Origin of the sequence: Streptomyces sp. NPDC001832, assembly GCF_040297265.1 — a bacterium.
Taxonomy (GTDB): Bacteria; Actinomycetota; Actinomycetes; order Streptomycetales; family Streptomycetaceae; genus Streptomyces.
On the sequence record NZ_JBEOYU010000009.1, the window covers coordinates 83,654 to 105,065 of the forward strand.

The window sequence follows — 21,412 nt, forward strand, 5'->3', positions numbered from 1 at the left end:
TCGAGGCCTGATCACGTCGAAGTCACGTCCTGGTCGAAGCCTGATCGCGGGCCAGTGTCTGTTCGCGGACTGCGCCGCCGGGCCCGCGGTCAGATCCCGATGCTGTTGTCCTCCCGCCGATGGATGTGCCCGACGAGCTCCTGCGCCAGGGCCTTGATCGTGTCGAGCCCTGCCCTGCCCCACGGGCGAGGCACGGTGTCGACCGCGCAGACGGCGCCCAGAGTGATGCCCGTGCGGTCGATGATGGGCGCGCCGAGGTAGGAGCGGATGCCTATTTCGTCGACTACAGGATTCCCAGCGAATCGTGGGTAGTCGCAGACGTCCTCCAGGACGAGCGCCTTGCGGCGTACGACGACATGCGGACAGTAGCCGCGGTCGAGGGCAACATACCGGCCGCCGAGGCCGCTGCCCGCGGCCGCGGCGCCCAGGTCCGAGCCCTTGTGCATGCCGGCCGGGGTGTGCAGTCCGGCGTAGAACTGCCGGTTGCCATCAATGAAGTTGACTATCGAGAAGGGCACATCGGCCACTTCAGCCACCCGGTCGGCGAAGGCGTCGAAGTTGTCGAACGAGGCATCGGCACGTTCTCCGAGGCCCAGGGTCCGTAGCCGCTGGGTACGGACGAGGGCGTCGCGGTCGACAGGCGTGAGCAGCATTCGGCCGTCGGCATGCCGCGTCACGGGCGGGCTCCGAAGCCGGACAACGGGGCCGGGGCGGAGGCGGCGTTGATCAGGTGCTGGACCAGTGTGACCAATGTCCCGGTGCCGGAACTGGCGATCCGGGCGTCGCAGAGCACGACCGGCACGTCCGGCCCCAGGTCGAGCGCGGCCCGTACCTCCTCGGGCGCGTAGCGGTAGGCACCGTCGAACTCGTTCACCGCGACGATGAATCCGATACCGCGCCGCTCGAAGAAGTCGACGGCGGCGAAGCACTCCGCGAGCCTGCGGGTGTCCGCTATCACGACCGCCCCCAGCGCTCCCTGGGAGAGCTCGTCCCACATGAACCAGAAGCGTTCCTGGCCGGGGGTGCCGAACAGATAGAGCATGTGCTGCTCATCGAGCGTGATGCGGCCGAAGTCCATCGCCACGGTGGTGGAGGTCTTGGACTCGATGCCGTCGAGGCTGTCGGTGGCGGCGCTGACCTGGGACAGCAGCTCTTCCGTGCTCAGCGGTGCAATTTCGCTGACCGCGCCGACGAAGGTCGTCTTGCCGACGCCGAACCCGCCTGCCACCAGCACTTTGAGCGCGACGGGAAAGCCTTCGGAGCCACCGGAGTCATAGGCTCCACCGGATCCAGCGGCTCCACCGGCGTCATGGCTGCCACCGGAGCAGTAAGTTCCACCGGAGCTGTAGGTATCGCCGGGGTCATAAGCGCCATGGGCGTCGCCGTAGCCTTCCGGATGGCCATGCCTTGCGTGGCTTCCGAAGTCTTCGGAGCTTGCGCTGTTCTCGTACGCGGCGGAGCTGACGAAGCCGTCAGAGCTGTCGTCGTAAGCCATCGAGCACTGCCTCCAGCAGAGATCGGTCGGTGGGCATGTCATGAAAGGCGGGCGGGTGCGCGGTGACTGCCCCGCAGTCCACCAGGTCGGAGACGAGCACCTTGGTGACGACTGCGGGCAGCCGCAGATGGGCGGCGATCTCGGCCACCGAGGTGGGGCCGCCGCACAGCCCCAACGCGACGGAGTGCTCGGGACCGAGATGGATCTGCGGCTCGGTCCCGGTGGCCATCACCAGGGAGAGCAGGTCGAGCACGGTCGTTGGACGGGTACGGCCGTTGCTCACGGTGTACGGGCGGATGAGCCGACCCGCCGCGTCGTCGAGCAACGGCCCGTCCTGCGGAACCGACACCCTCACAGCCCCGTGGCGCTCGGTGTCCCGGCCACTCGTCTCGCCGGAGTCAGCAGATAGGGCCGGACGCTCTTGACCAGCATGGTCATCTCGTAGCCGAGCACCGCCGCGTCCGCCTCGCGGCCGGCGAGTACGGCGAGGCAGGTGCCCGACCCGGCGGTGGAGACGAAGAGCAGCGTCGAGTCGAGCTCGACCACCACCTGTCGTACGTCGCCGCTGTCGCCGAAGCGTGCGCCGGCACTGCGGCCGAGCGAGTACAGGCCGGCAGCCAGCGCCGCCATGTGGTCGGCGCTGTCGGTGTCCATGCCGTGGAGGGATTTCACCAGCCCGTCGGCGGAGAGAAGGACTGCGCTGCGTGTGTACGGCACGCGCTGGACCAGTCCGCTCAGCAGCCAGTCGAGGTCCGAGACCTGACTGGACGGCATATCGGTCGCCATGGTGCATCTACTCCTTGGGGGTGTTCGCTTCGAGGGGGCCGGCGGCGGGGGCCGGGGCCGGGTAATGCGGGGCGACGGACGCGTTGAGTCCACGGACCGGCAGTGGTCCGGGCGAAGTCTGGGGCTGCCAGGTCTGCGGGGCCGCCGTTTCGAGGCTCGTGTCCGCTCCCCGGACGGTGTCCGCCTCGGATTCGCTACGGGCCTCCGCAAGTTCGGTGCCCCGCCGGAAGGCTGCCATGAGTCCCGGGTCATGCAGGGCTTGTTCGTCCTCGGTGCGCGGGGCAGGTGCCTCCCTGAGCTGCGGAACCAGATGCTCCTGGTTGGCACGCCTGGGGAGTTGTGGCCTGCCCATGGCGCCGCGCACGAGTCCGGGTTCGGATGGGAGCGCCGCGGTGGCGTCGTCCGTGCGCGGGTTTCCGGGGCGCGCCACGGCCGGGGTGTGCCGGTCGAGGCGCTCGGCGCGCAGTGGGAGTGGTGGGGCTTCGCCGTCGCGTCGCGCCCGCTGGGGTGGTTGATGCAGGCGGAGCGGTTGAGTGGGCACGTACGGCTGCCGATTGGCACTCGCCTGGGGGCCCGGTGACAGGCGCGGACCGGATCCCGGCCCGGGATGCAGGCTCGGGTTCGGCTTGCGGGGGCTTCCGGTGTCGTCCTCGGCCGGCGGACGGTGTGCGGGACCCGGGGGTGGTGCCGGAGCCGCGTCGGCCTCGGCCGGTGCGTCCCCGTCCACGCCCAGCAGGGACTGTGGGAGAACGAGTACGGCCTGAGTGCCTCCGTAGATGTTGCGCTGCAGCTGGACCGCGATGCCGTGCCGTTGTGCGAGTGACGCGACGACGAACAGGCCGATCCGGCCGTCCTGGAGGAGATGAGCCACATTGACCTGGTCGGGGTTGGCGAGCAGGGCGTTCATCCGCTTCTGCTCGTTGCCCGGCATGCCCAGGCCGCGGTCCTCGACCTCCAGGGCCAGTCCGGCGGTGACCTGCTGGGCACGGAGCAGGACTTGGGTGTGCGGGGCGGAGAACACGGTGGCGTTCTCCACGAGTTCGGCCAGCAGATGAATCACATCGGCGACGGCGTGTCCGCGCAGCGTGCCATCGATCGGCGGTACCAGTTTGACCCGCGGATACTGCTCGACCTCGGCAATCGCCGAACGCAGCACCTCCGTCATCGTGACCGGGTTGCTCCACTGGCGCCGGGAGACGGCGCCACCGAGGACGGCGAGGTTCTCGGCGTGCCTGCGGATTCGGGTGGCCAGATGGTCGACATGGAAGAGGCCCTTGAGCAGATCGGGGTCCTCGACCTCGTGCTCCAGTTCGTCGAGCAGCTGGATCTCACGGTGTACGAGCGACTGCAGCCGACGGGCGAGATTGACGAAGACCTCGACTTTCTGTTCCTCGCCGGTGTGGTCGGAGAGCCGGAAGGCCTGCACGACCGCGGCCACGGCGACTTCCTGCTGACGGCCGAGTTCCTGCGCGAGCAGATCGAAGGCGTCACTGCCGGGCGCGGCGGGAGGCGCGGGCCTCCGCGCGGGCACGGGTTTGCCGTTGCGGAGCTGTTCCACCACCCGCCGGAGTTCGGCCTGGCCCTGTGCGCTGGCGCGGCGGAGCGCCAGACAGCGGCCGAGGATCGTGGTGGCGACGCGATTGGCGGCGACGTACGCGGCCAGCACGGCGGTGACAGCCAGTACGCCGGCCCCGCCCAGTGCGGTCCACAGCTCGGCGGATGGCCGGGCTCCGGTGGAGCGGACGGTGAAGATGACCGCTGCGGCTCCGCTCAGCACTGCGGCGACGGTCGGCAGCACCGCGGCGCGCAGGATTTGGGGGCGCATTCGCGCCTCGAGGGACGGCGGCTGTGCGGCGCGCGGCCTGGCCGTGGCCGAGTGGGAACGGGCACCCGGTCGGCCGTGCCGTCCGCCCTCTCGGCGTTCCGGTCGCGCTTCGGGTGCGCGAAGTTGAGACATCAGTGTCCTCGGTACGTGGGGCACCAGGAATCGGCGTTCATGCGGTGGCACCTACGGTGGTCGGTCAGGCTCGTTTCATCGGTCGGGCAGGCTCGAAAGACATGAACCCACCGTTAATCACCGGGCACACACAGTAGTCGCCAATCACTCATGTGCGACGTGCAGTTGTCGAACTTGCCCGCCATCCGTCCTGCTCCGGCAGGACCACTCGCACGAAAGACCGATTACGCCGCATCGACACCTGGTCGGCGGACACCCGAACGGCCTACATTTTCTCCGAGCGTGGCAGGAGCCGGCTGTACCCGATACGCCGGGTACAGCCGGCTCCTGGCCACCGTCATGTGGCGCGTTGACGCGGCAGGTGCGGGCGGTCAGAGGCGGCGTGCCACGTAATCGGCCACTTGCGTGCCGAGTTGTTGGCCTGCACGGTTGTCTACGGAGGTGTGCTGGCCGGACCAGATCCGGCTGAGCCACGCTTCGGTGGCCGCGTCCTGGAAGCCGGCGAAGGTTCGGGTGACGCCCTTCGACGTCACCGCGAGATGGTGCTGCGCACCGTAGAACCCGGCGAGCGTCGTTGCCGCCGCCTGGCTGAGAGCGCCGTGAGCGCCGGGGTAGGACGGATCCGGGGCGGTCGGCAGCAGAGGGGTCCAGTTAGGATCACCGACGATGCGCGGGTTGTAGTGCGTACCACCGAGCCGTATGGCTGTCACGGGCCGCCATACCCGGTAGGCGTACTTGGCGTCGTACATCGCGATCGCGGTGTCGGCGAGGGACAGGTCGAGCCGGGCGAAGACCTTCACCGCCTTCTCCAGGCTTGCGTTCTGGGAGATCACAAGGTCCTGCGCGACCTGGTTCCAGACGTTCCAGACGGGCGCTGCCGCCCAGAACTTCCCGGCCGCGGTCTGATCGGGAGTGCGGGTGGTACTGGTCCTGCTCCCCAGGCTCTTGACCTCGTTCAAGGCGGTGGCGTACGCGGCGGTGCTCGCGGCCGGCGGCGCTGCCGGGCGGAACTGGCTTCCGGCGGCCAGCACGAACGGCTTGACCGAGCCCCAGTTGGTGAACGCCGGTGTGGGGAAGTCGGGTGGCGTGGGCCGGTAGTCACCGGCCATGGTGCCGGGGATGAACCGCGGCGGCTGGGCCGCGGACCCGTCATCGGACCGCAGGCTGATCAGTCTGCGGGCGACCGCGGCTCCCACGCGAATGCCCGCCTGCTTGCCGGAGCCGTTGGGAATCGCGGACAACTGGCTGCTCAGCCGCTGGTCCACGCTTGCGCGCTTGGCCGGGTACAGGGCGACCAGTACATCGTGGGCTGCCTGGTTCGCTGCGGCATCCGCACGGGCGCCTTTCGGCGCCGACACGTAGAACAAGTAGGCTGGTTCGGCCCGGGTGATCGATACCACCGCGTTGTACTCGGCGGCCTGGAGGAGCGCGAAGCTGCGCGTGGGGTGGACGGTGGACGGTTGGACCTTCGGATCGCTCAGGATGGTGATGAGCTCGCGGTTCCACTCCACGACCGACATCCCGGTCCCTGGGGTGGCGGCGCGCGGGGTCGGCGAGTGAGCAACGGCTGTGACGGTGGACCCGAAGGCCGGGCTGGTGAGTCCGGCTGCCAGCGCGGTTCCGATCAGTACGGCGAGTGTCTTCTGCTTTCCACCCATGTCTTGTGGCTCCTTATCGCTGGTGGCGGGCTGTGGCAACCGGTGGTCTTAGTGGCTGTCGTGACCTCTGATCGGGCGGTCACGCCCTGGCACACACGCTTTCCGATCGGAGGCCATCCGACAGCCTCTTGCACTTCGACCACTGGGCCACTGCGGACCGGTCGGTCAGCGGACACCGCGGATCGAGGGGGGAGTCCGCAGCGCGTGCCGCAAAGAAGTACTCCGGGCAACTGCCCCGGAGTTCGACTGGGATGCGAGGAAAGTTCCCGTCTGCCTGATTCCTGCTGCTGGGGCAGGTCGTTAGAGAATCGCGACTGGGCTCAGCGGGATACCCGCCCGTGAGGCGGCACCGCATCCACACCGAAGCTTCGGAGGGCTGACGGGCGCGAATAATTCTGCAACCTGATCACCTCTTTGTGTCATCAGGTCGCTTGCCAGTTAAAGCCTGCGGGTGCCCGTTCGATGCCGCAACTCCGCGCTGCTCGCCGCAGACTTCTGTACAGCCTGTTTGATCTTGAGGAGCGGAACCTTCGCTTCGTGTTTCGCTGCTGAACTTGTTCAGCCTCCACGCTTGCTGCACATGAAACCAATACGCGCAGCAGCGAGAGCCAGTCTTACCCTGCTGTTCCTCGTCCTGGGCTTCGGTGCCCAGCCCGCGTTCGCGCATGTGTCGCCGCAGCACGCCGAACTCGTCGTCTCCACCAAGGAGAACGTCACCAGCGGACGTCTCATCGTTCACCGCGACGTGGTGACGCCCGAGAAGGCCGGCGCCTGGTCGTCGCGTCTTCTGTCCGCTTCCTGCCCGGCCACCGGCTCCGGCGTCGCGGGCGACAGCGGCGGAGTCCCCGGCGGTGTGGTCGTCGAGCTGGCGTGGGGCTGCCATGTCGACCAGCTCGACCTCAGCGCGATGCTGAAGGAGGGCGGACTGACCCAGGCCGTCGTCGAGTTCGACGGCAACACGGTCGACGCGACCGCCGCCACCCCGATCGTCGATGCGTCGGGCGCCCATGAGGCCCCCGGCTTCCCGTGGGGCCCCATGGCGCTCGGAACGGCCGTCGCCATCGTCGCGCTGCTGGCCGTTCGCCGGGCGCTCCGGAGCCGCTCGGGGCTCCAGGACCCGCAGCGTCAGCTGGGCGGCAATCGTCGTAAACAGCTGGTCGCGGCCGGTGTCGCCGTGGTGGCGGGCCTGGTGCCGACCGGTACGGCGTTCGCCGCCGACGCGGCGACGACCGCTGACTTGGTGTCGGTCCAGGGCACGGTCTTCAAGGATGACAACGCCAACGGCGTACGGGACGCGGGCGAGGACCCCATGCCCGGCGTCGATGTCACCGACGGCTCCGTCTGGACGACGACCGGCGCCGACGGCTCGTACACCCTCCAGATGGACCTGACCCGCCGGGAGACCGATCTCGTCAACATTGTCTCTCCCGACGGCTACACCCCTGTCCTGCGGGAGGACTACGTCCCGCAGTACTTCCACCGGGTGCCCGAGAGCGGTCCGCGCACCGGTATCGACTTCGCCCTCGTGCGGGACGCGAACGCCGCGAACCCCACTGAGAAGTGGATCATGGACTCCGACCCCGAGGTGTCCAACGTCTCGGGCGCCGCAGCGCACGGCACGCCGCCGGAGTGGACCGGCCAGGTCGACGCGATGTCCGAGGTCGACGGCGCGTCGATGGTGATCTCGACCGGCGACCTGACGGTCACCGACTACGCCGACGAGCCCCGCCGGCAGGGCGGCTACGACATGCTGCGCCAAGGCCTGGCCAAAGGCGAGCTCGGCATGCCCTTCTACCCGGTGATGGGCAACCACGACTTCGGCGGCGCCGCCGACTCCAAGGGCTATGCCGGCAGCATGGAGTACTGGCGCCGGAACATGGGCCCGGAGTGGTACAGCTTCGACCGCAACGGCCGTCACATCGTCGTTCTTGAGGACAACTACGACTCCAGCGGTCTGAAGCCGCAGCTGGAGTGGCTGCAGGAGGACCTCAAGCGCCACGCCGTGGGCAAGCAGGTGCTCGTCTTCGCGCACCGGTCCCTGTTCACGCAGTGGGGACCTGGCGCCGGCATGCAGCCGACCATTGACGAGCTGTCGAAGTACGACGTACGGATGTTCGCCGCCGGTCACAACCAGCAGGCCGAGTACCGCCGTGGCGCCTTCGACCGCTCGGTTGAGATCAACAACCAGGGCACGTACGGCATCGACGGCTCCCACCCGGACTACAAGATCCTCGATTTCTCGGCCATCACCGACGACCCGAGTACCAAGCAGAACGAGGACACCGGCTATGTGATGGGAACGCACCGGCAGTTCAACGTCGATGACGATGCCGCGCTGGTCAGCCCCGGACAGGGCAGCGTCTACCCGACCAGCGCCAAGATCCCGGTCGAGCTGTACGCCGAGGACGACGGCCGCACCCCGGACACCGCCTCCCTCACCGTCCGCGACAACCGCGGCCGTACGGTGTGGCAGGAGGGTGAACTGAAGTTCGGCTCCAGCGAGGACCGGACGGGCATCGAGAACTGCTATATCGCGCCCGACGGCAAGCAGGAGCCCTGTCCGGACGCCCGGACCTCCTGGACTCGGGTCAGCAGCACCATCAACGGTCTGGGCCCGGGGACGTACAAGGCGGAGATGACCGCCGTCGACACCAAGGGCGAGGCGTGGCCCACCATCGGGAACACGTTCCAGGTGGTGCCTGACAGCCAGCTGGCCAAGCCCGAGAGTGGCCAGGACTGGACCCGTCAGGGTCGCGACGAGGCAGGACGCTCCGCGAGCGCGGACAATCCGGGTGCCGAGCTCGACCTGCGGTGGGCCGCGAACACCGGTGAGCAGTTCAACCTCAACGGGTCGGTGATCGCCGGTGACAAGGTGATCGTCTCCTCGCGGGCGTTCGACTCCCCGTACAGCATGATGCTCGCCTACGACATCAACACCGGCCGCGAGATCTGGCGCACCTACCTGGACGGCGACGCCGAGTCGGCGCCCACCCTCCACGACGGCAAGGTCTACCTGACCACCGGCGTCGGCCGGATCTACGCCCTCGACGCCGAGGACGGCCACGTCGTCTGGCAGACGATCGAGGACGAGGAGCAGCACGGCGACACCGTGCGCCGATACGGCCGGGCCGGCGGTCCGGTCAGTGTCTTCGACCTCGAGGACGAGGACGGCACCGTCGCCGTCTACCAGAACTGGAACAGGATCCAGTGCCGTGATGCCAACAGCGGAGACCTGCTCGGCGGCTTCAGCGGAGCGGCTTCCTGGGGCCAGTTCCACAGCACGGCGGTCCGCCGGCCCGGCTCCAACACCGCCTATCTGCAGACGGGCTCCAGCAACACACTGGTCGCCATGGACCTCGCGACCTGCAAACAGCTGTGGGTTCAGGACACCGACGGCGGCATCGACAGCCACTCCTCACCGATCCTCACCGATCCGGCGAGCGGTGACCCGCAGCTGGTGACGGCGACCCAGAGCGGTGTCCGCGGGCACGACCTCACAACCGGCAAGGTCTTGTGGAAGTCCGCAGCGAACGACCCCTGGACCTGCGAGCCCGGCAAGGCTCCGCTGACGAGCCCCGCTGTCTGGGGCGAGATCGCCTACGTCGCGGGTCGTGACGGTGTCATCCGCGCGTATGACACCAGTGCGGCCGACCCGAGCAAGCCGCTGTGGGAGACCCCCGTCGGCTACCTGCCCGGGGAAAGCCCCATGGACGACAAGTGGCGGGTGGCAGCCGGCTGCACCGAGGGGCCCGGATCCCCGGCGATGCACGCCGTGGTGACCGAGGACCTGCTGTACGCAGGCACGTGGGACGGGCGTCTGCTCGTCCTGGACCGCGCCACCGGCGAACTGCTCACCGAGTACGACCTCGGCGGTGGAGTGGCTTCGGCGCTGTCCGTCAGCGGTGACTGGGTGATCGCCCTCACCGACGACGGGTCGGTCCACGCCATGGCGGCCCGTAAGCCTCGCCAGAGCTGACCGGCCACCGGTAATCCCTCTCGCCCTGTGAGCTGCCTCCCCGCCCAGGGGAGGCAGCCCGCAGGGCACTCCTGATCGGAACACCACTGTGCACACCCTCAGCCACGCCTGCTCCCAGGCGGCCCGCCTTCTTCTCGTCGGCGTGTTCACGACGCTGGCGCTGCTCGGTCCCGCGGGCACGGCGGACGCGCACCCCTTCGGTTCGCCTCCGGTCGCCAGGATCACGGCCGACGGGAAGACGGTCGACGTCATCTGGTCGGCCGCGGAGGACGACCTGGCCGTCCTCCGCAAGGCGTCCGACGCGGCCGGCACGTCCGAGGCGCAGTACCTCGGGTCGCACATCCGGCTGAGCCAGAACGGCCGGTCCTGCCCGCTGAACCACGCGGACACCGCACGCCTCGTCGACGACGGCGCCCGCCTCCGCTACGTCTGCCCGGATCCGGTGGCCGAGGTCGCCATGACCGTCACCGCACTGAACGACGTCGACCCGAAGTACCGCACGATCTCCGTCACGGAGTCGGGCGACGGCGGTCTGCACACGGCAACTGAGCCGACCCGTACACTCGCACTCGGCTCGTCCGGGAGCGGCAACTCAGCCTCGACGGCCGGTTCGCAGGGGGCATTCAGCCTCTGGACCACGGACCTTTCCGCACTGCTGGAACACCGAGTCGTACTGCCCCTGGCGCTTCTCGTCGCTGCTGCGGTGGGAGCCTTTCACGCCTGCGCCCCGGGACACGGGAAGACGCTCGCGGCCGGCTTCCTGGTGGGCGGCCGGGGGAGGCCGCGGGACGCGGTGTCGCTGGGCGTCATCGTCGCCGTGATGCACACCGCGTCCGTCGCCGTGCTCGCCGTCGGATTCTGGCTCGCCGCGGAGAGCGCCCCGGACATCGCGGCACTGACGGGCTGGCTGCAGCTGATCGCAGCCCTGGTCGTGGTGGGCGTCGGGGTGGGCCTGCTCCGGCGCCATCTGGGCAACCGAGGCCACTCCCATGGCCACAGCCACCACCACGGCCATGACCATTCGCACGGCCACAGCCACGGCCACAGCCACGACCACCGGCACGGTCACACACACAGCCATGGGCACGGCCACAGCCACTCCCACGCTCTCCCCGACACATCGCTGCTCAGCTGGCGCGGCCTTGTGCTGCTCGGCACCTCCGGCGGTCTGCTCCCTTCGCCGTCGGCGTTCCTCGTCCTGCTCACCGGGCTGCTGACCGGCCAGGTCTGGGCCGCGCTGCTGATGGTGGCGGCGTTCGGATGCGGAATGGCGCTGACCCTGACCGGCGTCGGTCTGATGGTGCTCCGGGGACGCGACGCGCTGCTGACCCGCGCCTCCAACTCGGCCAAGCTACGCGCCTGGACCCAACGGGCACCAGTTGTGGGTGCCTCGGCCGTAGTTGTCGGTGGCGGCTTGTCCACCGTACTTGCCGCAGGACGTCTCCTGGCCCCCTAAGGGCTGTCCCGTAACCCGTGGTGGATCAGCTCAACAAGAGCACAATCGTGCTCGCCCTCGTTTGAGATACGGAAGCCCCACCCCGCCGTTTTGGGCGGAAGGGTGGGGCCTCGGTGTCAGGACTTGACGATCCGCGTCTCGACTTGGATGCCGGATGGCTTTCGTGAAGTGGGCAGTGGGATGTACTGCCGTGCCTCAGCAGCCCTCCCCCGTCGACGGGGACCGTCGAGCGCCTGAATCGCCTGCTTTTGTTCGGCCACCGTCAACTTGGCGAATTACTGCGTCATCGCGTTCAGGCTTTCATCCCTGCCTCGAGTCACCGCTCACCTGCGAGATCAAGATCGCGATTGTCCTGACCCTGAGTAACGTCCGTTGCCTCGATGCGGCGCCAGGGGTGTGCAATCGGGACAGCCACGGACCGCCACCAGGGATCGAGGGGAAGCGTTCCCGCGGGTTCGAAGGGCTCGCCCGGCCGGGGAAATGCGGCTGGCTGCTCGGCTTCCTCTGCGGCATCCTTAGTCCACTCGCCGGGCTCTGCCCACGGGTGCACGGAGAGGGTGAAGGTGCCCCAGTGGATAGGCATCATGACGCCGTACGGCTTGCCCCCTTGCAGGTCAAGGTGCGCCTGGATCCCCTGAGCGGGCGTCATATGTATGTCGGGCCACGCACCGGGGAGTGGCCTACAGTCCGTCTGGTTCTTGGGCCAGTACTCGGAGTACGCGCCGATCTGGATCATCGTCGCGTCGAACGGGCCATGTTCGACGCCGATGTCCTTGAAGCCCGGGAAATAGCCGGTGTCACCGCTGTGGTAGATCCGGTGCTCGGGTCCCGCGACGGCCCAGGACGCCCAGAGCGTGTGCTGCTGGTTACGCAAGCCGCGGCCGCAGAAGTGCCTGGCCGGGGTGGCGGTCAGGCTGATGCCGGCGATCTTCGTGGTCTCGTTCCAGTCCAGTTCGCGCATCCGGTCGGCTGACACGCCCCACCGCTCCAGATGGGCGCCGACACCGAGCGGGACGGCGAACACCGTGTCCGTGCCCGCGAGGGCATGGATCGTCGGCAGATCGAGGTGGTCGTAGTGGTCGTGGGAGATCACCACCGCGTCGACGGGCCCCACGGCGGCGAGCGGCAGCGGCACGGGGTGCAGCCGCTTGGGCCCGGCGAAGGTGAAGGGCGAACAGCGCTCGCCCCACACCGGGTCGAAGAGCACCCGTCGGCCGTCGATCTCGGCAAGCACACTGGAATGGCCCATCCAGGTGAGCCGCAGCCCGGTGGCGGGCGGCTCGGCGAGGTCGGCGTAGGTGGTGGGGTGGACGGGCACGGCGCCGAGCGGCGCCCTGCGTGCCCGCCCCTCCTTGCGGAAGTAGACCTTCGCGAACTCCAAGGTGGATCCGGACGGCCTGGTCCGCGCCCCCGCCGGGTTCTGGAAGACGCCGTCCGCGAAGTTGGGCGAGCGGCGGATGCGCTCCATGCGGGCGCCGCCCGGATCTGCACCGAATGCTGCGGGGCGAAGCGAACGCAGCCGGGTGCGGAGCGGAGGCAAGGGGTCAGCGCCGGTCACATCATCTCCTGAGGGAGTCGGTGTCGTCTCATTATGGTCGAGAGGTACGACAGTGCGAGAGCGGAACGCCTGACGGACTGATCGCCGGACCGCGCTCCGTCAGCCACGCGGCTGCCCGTACGTGTGCTCGATGCGCAGCCGCAGCACCAGGCGGCGGTCCCGGACCATCGCACTGCGGTAGTCGTCCCAGTCGGGGTGTTCGCCCTGGACATCGCGGTAGAACGTGATCAGCTCCTCCACCGTCGCGTCGTGTGGATCGGCGGCGACAGGGGTCAGCTCGGCCGCGCCGTCCACGACCGTCCACGCCCAGCGGTCCGCGCTGGTGACGTGATAGCTCGCCCGCGGGTCGCGGCGGAGGTTCTTCGTCTTCGCCCGGTCCTCGGTGATCGAGACGCGGACGATGCGCTCATCGGGGTAGTAGAAGTGATTGACATTGGACAGTTGCGGCCTGCCGTCCCGCTTGAGCGTCACAAGTACGCCGCCGCTCACCTCGCCGAGCAGCCCGAGCAGCGCGTCCTGCTGTGCGTCGAATCCCGTCATGCCGAATCCAACGCCCATGCCCGCCACAGGATTCCGCATTCGGCCACACTCACGTGACCAGTGCGAGGTGGAGCGCCCGCAGGCCACTGGTCGGGCGGGTTACGAAAGTCCCGTCCGGCCACTGGCGCATTGACAGGGTTGCTCCCCGCTCCCGATACTGACCGGCGATTCAGTAAACCGACGCGGGCGTGCGGCGGCCACGGCGCCCATGCCGACACCCTGAGGCGCTCGCCCGCGCCCTGTCCCTGGCCCTGACCACCCCCGGGCTGCGCCGACATCTGGTGCTGGCGGTGCAGGCCGGCGCCGCAGGCGTCGGGTGAACAGGGGGCGGGGCCCTGCGCGGCTCCGCCCCCGGCCTGCCCGGGCCCTGCGCATTCGTTAAGGTGACGCGGTGGCAAGAGTGCGGTTGAGCGTAGCGGAACGGCGCGAGGAGCTCCTGCGCGCTGCCGTCGAACAGATCGAGGTGCGGGGGGTCGCAGCAGTACGGATCTCCGACGTGGCCGCCGTGCTCGGTGTGAGCAATGCGCTCGTGCTCTACCACTTCTCGACCAAGGAGAAGCTGGTCGCAGCCGCGTTCGCGCATGCCGCCGAGGCCGACCTCGCCCATTTGCGCAAGCTGCTGAGCCGCCGCATCAGTGCGGTACTACGGCTGCGCGCCGCCGTCCGCTGGTACGCCCCGACGGGCCAGGCCAAGGGCTGGCGGCTGTGGATCGAGGGCTGGGCGGCCTCGCTGCGCGACCCGGCGCTGCGCAATGTGGCCGGCGATCTCGACCAGCGGTGGAAGGCGGAGCTGGCCGAGGTCATCGAAGAGGGCGCCGCCGCCGGTGAGTTCCACTGCGACGACCCGATGTCCGTGGCCTGTCGGCTGACCGCCCTGCTGGACGGCTTGGCCGTGCAGATGACGTCGTACGCCGGTCCGCTCTCCCGGGCCACGATGCTGGCCTGGACCGATGAGGCCCTCGCCCGCGAACTCGGCATCGACCGTGCGGCGCTGACGGCCTGATCCCGCCCGCCCCGACGGCCGTCCGGGCGGTGGTCCGAGCGGTGGTCCGGCCGCGCGTCCGGACGGCCGACGGCGGTCAGGTCTGGCGCACCGGTGCGTACGCGTCGCCCTGAAGTCCGAAGGTCCACGCCACACCGTCCTTCGCGGTCCTGGTGCTCGGCGGCACCCGCAGCCAGTAGACGCGGTGTGTGCCGTCCGGCTCCGGGGTGGAGTTGACCACCTCGACCATGACCACGTCCTCGTCGCCGTCCATCGCGATGCGCCAGAGGACCCCCGTCTCGTCGCGGTGGACCGGCTCGGCACCGGATTCGGTGAGGTAGCGGTCGTAGCCGTAGAACTCCAGCATCACGCGGCGCAGTTCCGCGTTCTCCTCCTCGCGTATCCGCTTCGGAGTAAGGGAGTTCAGCTCTTCCAGGAACTCGGCGGGCACGGGCATGCCCCGCCAGGCGTGGAGCGCGAAACCGTCGCGGTAGGCGAGCGCCGGGCCGTCCCCGCGGTCCAGCCGGCCCGCCTCGTCCCGGTGGAGCACTTCCGGGCGCTCGCTGATCACCACGACGCGCTCGTAGGGCCACCACCAGCCCGCGTGCCTGGCCACCTCGGCCAGGCCGTCCAGCCGGTCGCCCCGGCCGTCGAAAGCGGCGAGCCAGGCCGCGTCGTGCTGGCCCAGGACCGCGTCGAGCAGCACCAGCCGGACATCGGACTCGTCCTCGGGGTGCTCGGCGAGGTCCGCAACGACACCGACCCTGATCCGATCGGCCAGTGCCGCGGTGGTCTCCCAGAGCTGTGCGCCCGTGGCGGACCACAGCGCGGACCAGCCCGCCGGGCCCAGTTCGTCGTACATCCGGCGACGCTCCTGGGCCCAGGGCCGCGTCCGTACCTCGTCGCGCACCGAGCGCCCGGCGTCGACGAGCTTGTCCACGGCCTCCACCGCGGCCCTGGGCGAGTCGACCCAGACGATCCGCTCCGGCTCGGCGAGTCCTGCGCTGCGGTAGGCGAGCCGCAGCCCGTCCTCGGCCGCGGACCGGTCGGCCGCGCCGGTCGCCGCTGCCACGGCCCGCCATGAGTCCACGTACTGCATCGGTTTTTCCGTCCCCTGATTCCGTGTCGTTCGGTGTTCTGTGTTTGCGTGCGTCGGATCTCTGGTCCGCCTCACTGGTCCTCTGCTGCCCGGGTGGGCCCGGCGGCGTCAGTCCGCGACGATGCGGACCGCCCCCGGCGCGTACTCCCGCTGGCGCACCACTCGGTACCAGCCCTTCGACAGCGGTATCGCCGCGTGCTCCTCATGCACCACCCGCCCGCCTTCGGGGAGATGGAGCAGCATCGGTCCGAAGGCACCCGCCTCGCGCATCAGCCGGCCCGGGCCCTGAACCGCATGGGCGTGGCCGGTGACCTCGCCCAGCGCGAGGATCATCCGTCCCCGGCCGTCCCTCGGTTCACCCGGCGCGTCCACGAGATGCGTGGGCACCGCCGACTCCTCCAACGACACGATCAGTACATCGCCCTGCCGGTACACAGACGTCTCCCCTCGATGGCCGCACCCGCTGTGCCGGCCACGAAGAAGACGCTACGGGGAGGGTCTGACAATCGATCCGCGGTCGCTCCCACGGGCGTCGGTGGACATGTCACGGACGGTCCCCGGTCACGCCGCTGTCAGTGCGGCTTGATAAACCTTGCGGACATCAGCCGTCCCCCAGTACCAGGAGCTCAGGGTCATGTCCGGTGTGGACCATCTGCACGAGTTGCTCGGCCTTCCCGCCGTCGACTTCCAGCACGCGACGAAGAAAGCGCCGGTGCAGGCCGTCGATGCGGCGGCCTGGCGCATCTCGGTCGATCCGTACAATGACGAGTGCGAAATGACCTGGGAAGAGGCTTTCCAGGCGTTCCTGACGGCGGTCGACCCGGCCGGTGTGCGAGCGCTGATCATCGGTCAGTGGGGCGAGTCGTACGAGGAGACCTCGTCCTACCCGATCGACCTGGTCATCGCCGCGGCCGACCGGCTGACCTCGCTGGAGGCCGTCTTCGTCGGCGACATCACCCCGGAGGAGTGCGAGATCTCCTGGATCGAGCAGTCCGACGTGACCGCGCTGCTGACCGCGTTTCCCGGGCTGCTGGAGCTGGGCGTGCGCGGCGGTACGGATCTGGTGTTCTCTCCCGCGAAGCACGAGAGGCTGCGTTCGCTGACCATCGAGACCGGCGGCCTGCCGGCCGGTGTGATACGCGGCATTCTGGACAGCGAACTGCCCGCGCTGGAGCGGCTCGATCTCTGGCTCGGCGTCTCCGCGTACGGGGGCGACGCCGATGTGGCGGACCTGGCGCCGCTGCTCTCCGGCTCCCGCTTCCCCCTGCTCCACCACCTCGGTCTGCGCAACAGCGAGGTGCAGAACGAGATCGCGACGGCCGTCGCGGGTGCCCCGGTCGTCGCCCAGCTGCGCGTCCTCGACCTGTCGCACGGCACGCTGGGCGACGAGGGCGCGGCGGCGCTGCTGGACGGCCAGCCGCTCACCCATCTCGAACGGCTCGATCTGCACCACCACTTCTTGACCGAGCCGATGGAGCGCCGGATCACTCAGGCGCTGGAACCCCATGGGGTGCAGGTCGATGTGTCGGAGCGCGAGGAGCCCTGGGACGGTCTCGGTGCCGAAGGCCGCTACACCGCGATTTCGGAGTGATGCGCGATGACTGACGTCGAACACCCGGAGACCTTTCACGCCCTGCCCGTCCTGAACCTGCCGGGACCGGACGAGTCGCGCACCGCCCCTCTCCCGGCCGCCGATTCGGTCGCGTGGCGGCTGGAGAGCGCCTGGCAGGGCGATCTGACGTTCGCCGCACTGTGGCAGCACTTTCTCGACACGGTCGACACTTCGCGGGTACGGGCGCTCCTGATCGGTCCCTGGTGGAACAGCGACGAGTCGCTCGCTCCCGTCGTCGAGCTGCTGGCCGGTCACGCGGACCGCTTCCCCGCCCTTCGGGCGCTCTTCCTCGCCGATGTCGTCAGCGAGGAGCGTGAGCTGTCGTGGCTCGTCATGTCCGACATCACCCCGGTGATCGAGGCGTTCGGGCAGCTGGAGGAGCTGACGGTACGCGGGTGCGGAGAGCGGATCGGGACGACGCTCGATCTGCGGCCGGTCCGGCACACGTCGCTCAAGAAGCTGCGGTTCGAGTCGGGCGGACTACCGTCCGGGATCGTGCGGGCGATCGGAGCGTCGGAGCTGCCCGCGCTGGAACACCTCGAACTCTGGCTCGGCGTCACCGAGTACGGCGGGGACACGACGGTCGAGGACCTGACACCGCTGCTGTCCGGTGCGTCGTTCCCGGCCCTGCGTCATCTGGGGCTGCAGAACAGCGAGATCCAGGACGAGATCGCGGCGGCGGTCGCTTCCGCCCCGGTGGTCGCCCAGCTGGAGTCGCTCTCCCTCGCGATGGGGACCCTGGGCGACGAGGGCGCCCAGGCGCTGCTCTCGGGCCAGCCTCTCACCCACCTGACCGCGCTGGATCTGCACCATCACTACATCAGTGACGCGTTGGTGGACCGCCTCAGGAATCTGCTCGGTGCCGACCGGGTGAACGGCGAGATCGATGAGGTCGAGTACTGGGATCCGGAAGAGGACGACGACCGCTATGTCGCCGTCAGCGAATAGCACAACCGGCCCGGTGCCGCGCTTCGCCGTCGTGGGTGTGCCCGGCAACCGCCGGGTCGCACTCTTCCAGGACGCGGTGCGCGCCGCCGGGCTGCCGCCCGCGCGGGTCGTGCCCTGGCTGCACGTCCTGCGCGGCGAGGCCGCGTTCCATCCGGGCGAGACCGTGCGGATGGACTCGCCCGGTGAGGACGCTGAGGTGGAACGGCTGCTCCGGGCAGTCGGCGATCCGGCCAGAGTCGAGGGCACCGCCCTGTGGTACACCCGGTTCATCTCCGCCGTACGGGCAGTGGCACGAGCTGCAGCCGCTTCCGGTGCCGTTCTCCTCGACGACCCCGGCGATGTCGCGGTGCTGTTCGACAAGCGGCTCTGCCATGCCGTGCTGGACGGCGCCAAAGTGCCCGTACCCGCGTCGCCGACCTCGGGAGCCGCGGCCCCCGTGGTGCGTGACTGGGCGGACGTACGCGACCGGATGGCCGCCCAGGGCATGTCCCGGGCCTTTGTGAAGCTGGCGCACGGCTCGTCCGCCTCGGGGGTCCTGGCTGTGGAGACAGCCGGGCCCGGCAGGGTCAGGGCGACCACTTCGGTGGAGCGCGACACGTCCGGCCGGCTCTTCAACTCGTTGCGAGTGCGCCGCTGTACGACAGAGCGGGAGGTCGCAGCGATCGTCGACGCGCTCGCACCGGACGGGCTGCACATCGAGCGCTGGCTGCCCAAGGCCGCTCAGCGCGGCCGGGCGGCGGATCTGCGGGTCGTGGTGGTGGCCGGCCGGGCCACCCATGCCGTCGTGCGCACCAGCCGCTCCCCCATGACCAATCTTCACCTCGGCGGCGAGCGCGGAAGTCTCGACGACGTCCGTGCGGCCGTCGAGGCCGCCGGCGGCAGCTGGGCCGACGCTCTGGCCGTGTGCGAACGGGCAGCGGCCTGTTTCCCGGACACGCTGTGCGTGGGCGTCGATCTGCTGCCCGCGACCGGCTGGCGGCGCTTCGCCGTCGGCGAGGTCAACGCCTTCGGTGATCTGCTGCCACGGCTGACCGGACTTCCCGGCAGCGGCGCCGAGGGCCTGGACACCTATGCGGCGCAGGTCGCCGCCGTACTGAACAGAACAAGGAACCACCGTGCAACCGCCACTCCCTGATACCGCCTTCGCGGACGCCCGGAACCCCGACATGAGCGAGATCGTGGGCAGCCACGACCTGCTGCTCGTCACCCTCGACACGCTGCGCTACGACGTGGCGGCGGAGCTCGCCGCCGCCGGACGCATCCCGCATCTGGCGCGCCATCTGCCAGGTGGTGTCTGGGAGAAGCGGCATGCGCCCGGCAGCTTCACCTACGCCTCCCACCAGGCGATCTTCGCTGGATTCCTGCCCACACCGGCAGGCCAGGGGCCACACCCCCGGCTGTTCGCTGCGCGTTTCGCGGGCAGTGAGTCCACCGCTTCGGGCACCTTTGTCTTCGACACGCCCGATCTGCTGTCCGGCCTCGCCGATGCGGGCTACCGCACGGTGTGCATCGGCGGCGTCGGCTTCTTCAACAAGCAGGCGCCGCTCGGTTCCGTACTGCCCGGCATGTTCCAGGAGAGCCACTGGGAGCCGGAGTTCGGTGTTGCGTCGCCGACCTCCTTCGAGGCGCAGGTCGCCCGTGCCGAGCAGGTCGTCGCCGAAATCCCCGCCGGGCAGCGGCTGTTCCTCTTCGTCAATGTGGCCGCCCTGCACCAGCCCAACTGGTTCCACCAGTCAGGGGCCACGCGCGAGGCAGGCGATTCCCGTGCCACCCATGCCGCCGCCCTGGAGTACGTCGACGCCCACATCGGCCGGCTCTTCGCCACCGCGAGCAGCCGCCGCCGGTGTTTCGCCATCGTCTGCTCCGACCACGGAACGGCGTACGGGGATGACGGCTACACCGGTCACCGGCTCGGCCACGAGTCCGTCTGGACTGTTCCGTACGCGCACTTCTTCCTGGAACCGGGGGCCACCGCGCCATGAGCAGCACCACGACTGTCACCCAGACCTCCCGCCCGTACCAGAGCTATGTCTACGCCTATCCGCACAAGACCGCCTATCGTCCCCTGGCCGACCGGCCGGCATTGCGCGAGCTGTGGGCGGCCGAGCGCAAGGACGCGCTCTCGCTCTATCTCCACATACCGTTCTGCGAGGTCCGCTGCGGCTTCTGTAATCTCTTCACCCGGATCGGCGCTCCCGACGAGCTGACGACCCGGTATCTCGATGCTCTGGACCGGCAGGCCACCGCCGTCCGCGAAGCGCTGGGTGACGACGAGCCGGTGCGTTTCGCCGCGGCGGCTTTCGGCGGGGGCACTCCCACGTTCCTGACCGCGGCGGAGCTCGAGCGGCTCTGCGACATCGCGGAGAAGCGGATGGGCGCCGATCTGCGGTCCGTTCCGCTGTCGGTCGAGACGTCGCCGTCGACCGCGACGGCCGACCGGCTGGCCGTGCTCGCCGACCGCGGGACGACCAGGATCAGCATCGGCGTGCAGAGCTTCGTGGAAGCCGAGGCGCGTGCCGCTGTGCGACCGCAGCACCGCGCCGATGTGGAGGCGGCGCTGGACCGGATACGTGATGCCCGCATCCCGATCCTGAACATCGACCTGATCTACGGCATCGACGGGCAGACCGAGGAGAGCTGGCGCGCCTCGCTGGACGCGGCGCTCGGCTGGCAGCCGGAGGAGGTGTATCTCTATCCGCTGTATGTCCGCCCGCTGACCGGTCTCGGGCGGCTCGGCGCCGACGGCGAGGCGGCGGCGGATGCCGCCTGGGACGAACAGCGACTGCGGCTGTACCGCTCGGGCCGGGACCATCTCTTCGCCCACGGCTACGAGCAAGTGTCCATGCGGATGTTCCGCCGCGCCGACGCCCCGCGGACGGACAGCCCCGACGACTACGCCTGTCAGACCGACGGCATGATCGGCCTGGGGTGCGGCGCCCGTTCGTACACCTCGAAGCTGCACTACTCCTTCGACTATGCGGTGGAGATGCGTGAGGTACGGGCGATCATCGACGGCTACACCGGGACCGAGGACTTCTCGCGCGCCGAGGTCGGACGGTACGTCGACGGCGACGAGGCGCGCCGCCGCCACCTCCTGCAGTCGGTCCTCCAGGCCGAGGGGCTGCAACCGGCCGACTACCGGGAACGGTTCGGCACCTCCCCGGCCGATGACTTCCCCGCTGAACTGGCCCGGTTCGAGGCGCGCGGCTGGCTCGACGCGGCGGCCGGGGCGTCCGGCCTGCTGCGGCTCTCCCCCGAGGGCCTGGCCCACTCCGACGCGCTGGGCCCCGAACTCTTCTCCCCCGACGTACGAGCCGCGATGGCCGCGTACGAACTGAAGTGAGC

General features: G+C 69.5%; 18 protein-coding genes. 8 read left to right on the plus strand and 10 right to left on the minus strand.

The window, feature by feature from the left end; genetic code table 11:
• Positions 1 to 89: 89 nt before the first annotated feature.
• The 6 genes from ABT115_RS10360 to ABT115_RS10385 all read right to left on the minus strand — a co-directional run bounded on the left by ABT115_RS10360 (position 90) and on the right by ABT115_RS10385 (position 5,896).
• On the minus strand, positions 90 to 677 hold the full coding sequence (locus ABT115_RS10360; protein WP_351786387.1) for a GAF domain-containing protein: 588 nt from the start codon (positions 675 to 677) through the stop codon (positions 90 to 92).
• A complete protein-coding gene (locus ABT115_RS10365) occupies positions 674 to 1,234 on the minus strand; it encodes a GTP-binding protein (RefSeq protein WP_351786644.1) in 561 nt (186 codons plus the stop codon). Before ABT115_RS10365 ends, ABT115_RS10360 begins: the two co-directional genes overlap by 4 nt.
• 238 nt (positions 1,235 to 1,472) lie before the next feature.
• Entirely contained in the window at positions 1,473 to 1,844 is a 372-nt protein-coding gene (locus ABT115_RS10370; protein ID WP_327271533.1) for a DUF742 domain-containing protein, read from the minus strand.
• A gap of 2 nt (positions 1,845 to 1,846) precedes the next feature.
• Positions 1,847 to 2,281 (minus strand): roadblock/LC7 domain-containing protein, encoded by a 435-nt coding sequence (locus ABT115_RS10375; RefSeq protein WP_351786390.1) that lies wholly within the window; start codon positions 2,279 to 2,281, stop codon positions 1,847 to 1,849.
• Between the two features lie 7 nt (positions 2,282 to 2,288).
• Positions 2,289 to 4,238, minus strand: a complete 1,950-nt coding sequence (locus ABT115_RS10380) for a sensor histidine kinase (RefSeq protein WP_351786393.1) — start codon at positions 4,236 to 4,238, stop codon at positions 2,289 to 2,291.
• 371 nt (positions 4,239 to 4,609) lie between these two features.
• Entirely contained in the window at positions 4,610 to 5,896 is a 1,287-nt protein-coding gene (locus ABT115_RS10385) for a vanadium-dependent haloperoxidase (protein ID WP_351786396.1), read from the minus strand.
• A gap of 580 nt (positions 5,897 to 6,476) precedes the next feature.
• Here ABT115_RS10385 and ABT115_RS10390 point away from each other — a divergent pair.
• Positions 6,477 to 9,872, plus strand: coding sequence for an outer membrane protein assembly factor BamB family protein (locus tag ABT115_RS10390; protein ID WP_351786398.1), 3,396 nt, complete (start codon positions 6,477 to 6,479; stop codon positions 9,870 to 9,872).
• Between the two features lie 88 nt (positions 9,873 to 9,960).
• On the plus strand, positions 9,961 to 11,328 hold the full coding sequence (locus tag ABT115_RS10395) for a HoxN/HupN/NixA family nickel/cobalt transporter (RefSeq protein WP_351786401.1): 1,368 nt from the start codon (positions 9,961 to 9,963) through the stop codon (positions 11,326 to 11,328).
• Between the two features lie 316 nt (positions 11,329 to 11,644).
• Here the strand turns inward: ABT115_RS10395 and ABT115_RS10400 are convergent, their stop codons facing one another.
• Positions 11,645 to 12,886: an MBL fold metallo-hydrolase gene (locus tag ABT115_RS10400; protein ID WP_351786403.1), complete on the minus strand. Its 1,242-nt coding sequence runs from the start codon at positions 12,884 to 12,886 to the stop codon at positions 11,645 to 11,647.
• A 99-nt stretch (positions 12,887 to 12,985) separates the two neighbouring features.
• The gene (locus ABT115_RS10405) at positions 12,986 to 13,426 is read right to left on the minus strand and encodes a PPOX class F420-dependent oxidoreductase (RefSeq protein ID WP_351786406.1); all 441 of its coding nucleotides are present in this window, start codon (positions 13,424 to 13,426) and stop codon (positions 12,986 to 12,988) included.
• Positions 13,427 to 13,817: 391 nt separating this feature from the next.
• Here ABT115_RS10405 and ABT115_RS10410 point away from each other — a divergent pair, with 391 nt between their 5' ends.
• Positions 13,818 to 14,429 carry a TetR/AcrR family transcriptional regulator gene (locus ABT115_RS10410; RefSeq protein WP_351786408.1) on the plus strand — a complete coding sequence of 204 codons (612 nt, stop codon included), beginning with the start codon at positions 13,818 to 13,820 and terminating at the stop codon, positions 14,427 to 14,429.
• 76 nt (positions 14,430 to 14,505) lie between these two features.
• Here the strand turns inward: ABT115_RS10410 and ABT115_RS10415 are convergent, their stop codons facing one another.
• Complete coding sequence (locus ABT115_RS10415) at positions 14,506 to 15,507, minus strand: DUF6745 domain-containing protein (protein ID WP_351786411.1); 1,002 nt, start codon at positions 15,505 to 15,507, stop codon at positions 14,506 to 14,508.
• Positions 15,508 to 15,615: 108 nt separating this feature from the next.
• Positions 15,616 to 15,942, minus strand: coding sequence for a DUF8820 family protein (locus ABT115_RS10420; RefSeq protein WP_351786413.1), 327 nt, complete (start codon positions 15,940 to 15,942; stop codon positions 15,616 to 15,618).
• Between the two features lie 199 nt (positions 15,943 to 16,141).
• Between ABT115_RS10420 and ABT115_RS10425 the strand changes: the two genes are divergently transcribed.
• From ABT115_RS10425 to ABT115_RS10445, 5 genes are read left to right on the plus strand one after another with little or no spacing between them, the layout of a single operon-like run.
• Positions 16,142 to 17,098, plus strand: coding sequence for an STM4015 family protein (locus ABT115_RS10425; protein WP_351786415.1), 957 nt, complete (start codon positions 16,142 to 16,144; stop codon positions 17,096 to 17,098).
• Between the two features lie 6 nt (positions 17,099 to 17,104).
• On the plus strand, positions 17,105 to 18,067 hold the full coding sequence (locus ABT115_RS10430) for an STM4015 family protein (protein WP_351786418.1): 963 nt from the start codon (positions 17,105 to 17,107) through the stop codon (positions 18,065 to 18,067).
• A complete protein-coding gene (locus tag ABT115_RS10435) occupies positions 18,048 to 19,202 on the plus strand; it encodes an STM4014 family protein (protein WP_351786421.1) in 1,155 nt (384 codons plus the stop codon). Before ABT115_RS10430 ends, ABT115_RS10435 begins: the two co-directional genes overlap by 20 nt.
• Before the next feature lie 31 nt (positions 19,203 to 19,233).
• Positions 19,234 to 20,049 (plus strand): STM4013/SEN3800 family hydrolase, encoded by an 816-nt coding sequence (locus ABT115_RS10440; protein WP_351786423.1) that lies wholly within the window; start codon positions 19,234 to 19,236, stop codon positions 20,047 to 20,049.
• Positions 20,046 to 21,410 (plus strand): STM4012 family radical SAM protein, encoded by a 1,365-nt coding sequence (locus ABT115_RS10445; protein ID WP_351786426.1) that lies wholly within the window; start codon positions 20,046 to 20,048, stop codon positions 21,408 to 21,410. Before ABT115_RS10440 ends, ABT115_RS10445 begins: the two co-directional genes overlap by 4 nt.
• Positions 21,411 to 21,412: the final 2 nt, after the last annotated feature.